General features: G+C 64.5%; 3 protein-coding genes. 2 read left to right on the top strand and 1 reads right to left on the bottom strand.

The window, feature by feature from the left end; all coding sequences use genetic code 11:
• Positions 1–521 precede the first annotated feature (521 nt).
• The gene (locus Q7T84_RS04015; protein WP_304806415.1) at positions 522–878 is read left to right on the top strand and encodes a hypothetical protein; all 357 of its coding nucleotides are present in this window, start codon (positions 522–524) and stop codon (positions 876–878) included.
• Position 879: 1 nt separating this feature from the next.
• On the opposite strand, the gene Q7T84_RS04010 is transcribed toward Q7T84_RS04015, so the two are convergent.
• Entirely contained in the window at positions 880–2,526 is a 1,647-nt protein-coding gene (locus Q7T84_RS04010) for a sensor histidine kinase (protein ID WP_304806414.1), read from the bottom strand.
• A gap of 227 nt (positions 2,527–2,753) precedes the next feature.
• Here Q7T84_RS04010 and Q7T84_RS04005 point away from each other — a divergent pair.
• A partial coding sequence (locus Q7T84_RS04005) for a GMC family oxidoreductase N-terminal domain-containing protein (RefSeq protein ID WP_304806413.1) occupies positions 2,754–3,940 on the top strand: 1,187 nt, incomplete at its 3' end.

The raw sequence follows: 3,940 nt of genomic DNA, 5'->3' as shown, positions 1-3,940 counted from the left end.
GGCCGCCATGCGCCGTTAGCGCTTTGTGGAGACCTTCCGTTCCGGCCTTTGGTTCAGCCGCTCCCTGGTGGCGTCGGCCTTGCGTGCCTTTTCCTCTCGCTTGTCCTGCCTGCGTTCAGCTAGCAGTGACCAGACCAGAAGCGCGAGGATGCAGAAGGCTAGGAAGGGGAGAGAGTATTGACCCAACATCGGTGCGAGCTCGATCGTCTATTGGAATTGGTAGGGTTCCGGGTGGCTCAACGGCTGCGCCACCATCCAGCATGAGCGTGGACCTTCGCCCAACCACCGTCTCCATAACATGAAGATCGGCGGAGTTGGGTCCTGGATAACCGTGACGGGCGTCAAACCCTACTGACATGGTGCTGTCAGTAGGGCTAAGGAATCGCTTCGTGCAACGGCAGGGAGAGCGGCCAATGACCTCGGTTCACGATTTCGATTTCAATCACGGCGCCTGGGAGGTGACGAACCGGCGGCTCGTCCAGCGCGGTGTCGGCTCCGACGATTGGGAGACCTTCCCCTAGATGGAAACCGCCCAACTGCTGATGGGCGGGATGGTCTCGATCGATGAAAGCGACTTTCCGACCAAGGGGTTCAAGGGGATGACGCTGCGGCTCTACAATCGCGCTAAGGACGAGTGGGCGATCTACTGGATCAATTCCGATGACGGCCTGCTGCAGCCGCCAGTCTATGGCCGCTTCACGAATGGGCAGGGCATGTTCGCCGGAGACGACATGGACGGGGAGCGGCCGGTGAAGGTGCTGTTCGACTGGAGCCGCACCGACACCGACAGTCCCAGGTGGAGTCAGGCGTTTTCCTATGACGGAGGAGAGTCCTGGGAGACCAACTGGATCATGGAGTTCCGGCGTCCGGGTGGCTGAGCTAGCCGCTCAGGGGCAGATCGAAACGTGCGATGGCGCCTTGCCCCAGGTTGCTCTCCAGCCGCAGCCGCCCGCCATGTCGTTCGACCAGTTCCCGCGATAGCGCCAGCCCCAGGCCTGAGCCCTGCCGACGGAATGCCGGGTCGCCGATCTGGACGAACGGACGTCCGATCAGTGCGAGTTCCTCCTCGGCGATCCCCCGGCCAAAGTCCTTTACGCTGATGACTAGGCGACCAGCCTGGCTGGCGCAGGCGATCTCCACCCTCCCAGCCCGCGGTGAGAACTTCACCGCGTTAGAAAGCAGGTTGATCAGCACCTGCTTGACCGCCCGAGGGTCGGCGTGAACCTGGGGCCAGTCGCCAGGCTCCATCGTCAGGCTGACCTCCGCCTCGACCGCCAAACCGCGGACCAGACGCAAGGATTGCTCGACGATGTCGCGGCTTGAGACCACGGCGGGGGCGAGTTCGATCTTTCCAGCCTCGACCTTGGCGGTGTCGAGAAGGTCGGTGACCAGTTCGCTGAGGTGCGATCCAGCCAGTTCGATGGACTGAGCGTAGTCGAGGTACTTGGCGTGGCCGACCGGGCCGTAGGTCTGCCTGGCCATCATGCTGGAGAAGCCGACGATGGCGGTCAGCGGCGAGCGCAACTCGTGGGCCATGGTGGCGAGCAGCAAGGTGCGGGCGGCCATGGCGTCCTCGGCGGCCTTGCGGGCGGCGGTGGCCTCGGCCAGTAGCGCGTTGCGCTCGGCCATGACGCTGGCCACGGTGATCGGCGCGAGCGCCACGAGCATCACCCCAAGCCTTAGTGACACCAGTTCAAGGCCAGATAGATGGGTGAGGCTGGCCGTGGTCATCGACAGGATGACCAGAGTCCAGACGGCGAACGACAGCGTCAGCAGCGCCGAGGCGGCCAGCCCATAGGTCAGGGCGCACCACAGCAGGCTGGGCACCGGGAAGGCCAGCGCGCCTGGACCGCCGACGATTGGCACCATGGCCAGGCAGACCAGATAGGTGATGAACGGCGCCGCGGCGCTCAGCTTGGGCGGGGTGCGCGCGATGCTGTCCAGCTTCCGCTTGAGAGCGGCTGGGCCGGGGAAGGTCAGGACGATCGGAAGAATGACGATGTAGTTGGCGAGCTCGGTCGCGAGCCAGATGAAGAAGCCGCGCGCCACGCCGCCGTGGAACAGCACCACGTTGACCGCGCCGCCGAAGATGCTGGTGACTGTCGAGGCCACCAGAACGATCATCATGACCGCGACCAGCGAAGATGGTCGCTCCAGCAGCCGGTCCTTGGGGGCGAGCCGCGCCATCAGGAGGTAGGCGGTCGCTATTCCGACCATGTTGCACAGGGTGAGCAGCACAGCCTTGGTCCAGCTGCTGCCCGTCGAGGCGTCAGCCACCACGAACGCGAGCGTCGCAGCGGCCCAGGCGCCGATCCGGGCGAGCCGTGGGAACCTGACCAACAGGCCCAGCAGCACGGCGTTGGCCGGCCAGAACGCGCTGAGGTTCCCGACCGGGCGAAGCAAAATGCCCAGAACCGCGGAAGCGAGAACCGCGCCGCCCACGACAAGTATGGCGAAGATCTCGGCGTTCAGGCGCTGGCGGTCGCCGGGCTCCCCCACCGCCGAGGCCATCTGCTGGGCGCTCATCGAGTCTCGCAAAGTCTTTGGAAGATGCGGACGGTCAGACTGTCACGAGTGGTGTCACATCGCCTACGGGAAATCCGCTATCCCAGTTATCGACCTGAGGGCGTGACTGCGTATTCTCGCCGCAGTTGACGTAACGGCGCTCAAAAAAGCCGACCTAGCCGCCTTGTCTCTGGGGGGAGCTTGGGCCAGGGTGCCGCAAACTTAACAGTGTTTAGGGACGGAAACGCATGGATCGCTACGACTACGTCATCATTGGCGCAGGCTCCGCCGGGTGCGTACTCGCGAACCGGTTGACTGAGGACCCGCAGGTCAAGGTTCTGCTGCTGGAAGCCGGCGGCAAGGACAGTTCGCTGATGGTCAAGATGCCGGCAGGGGTCGGCACGTTGATCGCCAAGCAGGGCGCCTACAACTGGGGCTTCTGGACTGAAGAAGAGCCCAACCTCGAGAACCGCAAGCTGTGGTGGCCGCGAGGCAAGGGCTGGGGCGGATCGTCGTCGATCAACGGCATGATCTACATCCGTGGCCACGCACGCGATTATGACCAGTGGCGCCAGATGGGCCTGCAAGGCTGGTCCTATCGGGATGTGCTGCCGTACTTCAAGCGCTCGGAGACCCTGGAAGGCGGCGGCGACGACTGGCATGGCGGCGAAGGTCCGCTCTATGTCTCCAAGGCTTCGACGCCCAACCCGATCTACAAGGCGACCATCGAGGCGGGCCGTCAGGCCGGCCACGCCGTCACCAATGATTTCAATGGTTTCCAGCAAGAGGGCTGGGGCCCGTACCAGCTGACGATCCGCGACGGACAGCGGTGGAGCGCGGCGCGCGCCTATCTGCATCCGGCTATGGGCCGTCCGAACCTGACCTGCTTGACCGGCGCGCGGACCACCCGCATCATCGTCGAGAACGGCCGGGCGACCGGGGTCGAGTACGTCGACGACAAGACCAAGACCAAGCACGTCGTCAACGCCGATAAGGAAGTGCTGCTGTCGGCGGGCGCGGTGCAGTCCCCGCACATCCTGCAGCTCTCGGGCATCGGCGATCCGGAGGAACTGGCGAAGTTCGGCATTCCGGTGGTCAAGGCGCTGAAGGGCGTCGGCGCCAATCTGCAGGATCACCTGGACGTCACGATGTCCTGGGAGTGCCCGCAGCCGATCACCGCCTTCTCGCTGCGCAAGGGGATCGTGAAGACCCTGATGATCGGCATGAACTACGCCTTCTTCGGCAAGGGCATGGGCCGCCAGCAGTTCCTGGAATCAGGCGCATTCCTGAAGTCGCGGCCGGACCTCGACCGTCCCGACCTGCAGGTTCACTGCGTGCTGGCCATCATGCAGGAGCACGGCAAGGTTCAGGTGCAGAAGGACGGCTTCACCTTCCACGTCTGCCAGCTGAGGCCCGAGAGCCGGGGCCGGGTGGG

The organism is Phenylobacterium sp., from assembly GCF_030654915.1.
Taxonomy (GTDB): Bacteria; Pseudomonadota; Alphaproteobacteria; order Caulobacterales; family Caulobacteraceae; genus Phenylobacterium.
The sequence above is the reverse complement of the archived record's forward strand: the minus strand, read 5'-3'. Positions and strand labels throughout refer to the sequence as shown.

Bases quoted from the DNA above. Each gene is read 5' to 3' on its own strand.
- Q7T84_RS04015 (WP_304806415.1), top strand. From the start codon at position 522: ATGGAAACCGCCCAACTGCTGATGGGCGGGATGGTCTCGATCGATGAA.
- Q7T84_RS04010 (WP_304806414.1), bottom strand. From the start codon at position 2,526: ATGAGCGCCCAGCAGATGGCCTCGGCGGTGGGGGAGCCCGGCGACCGC.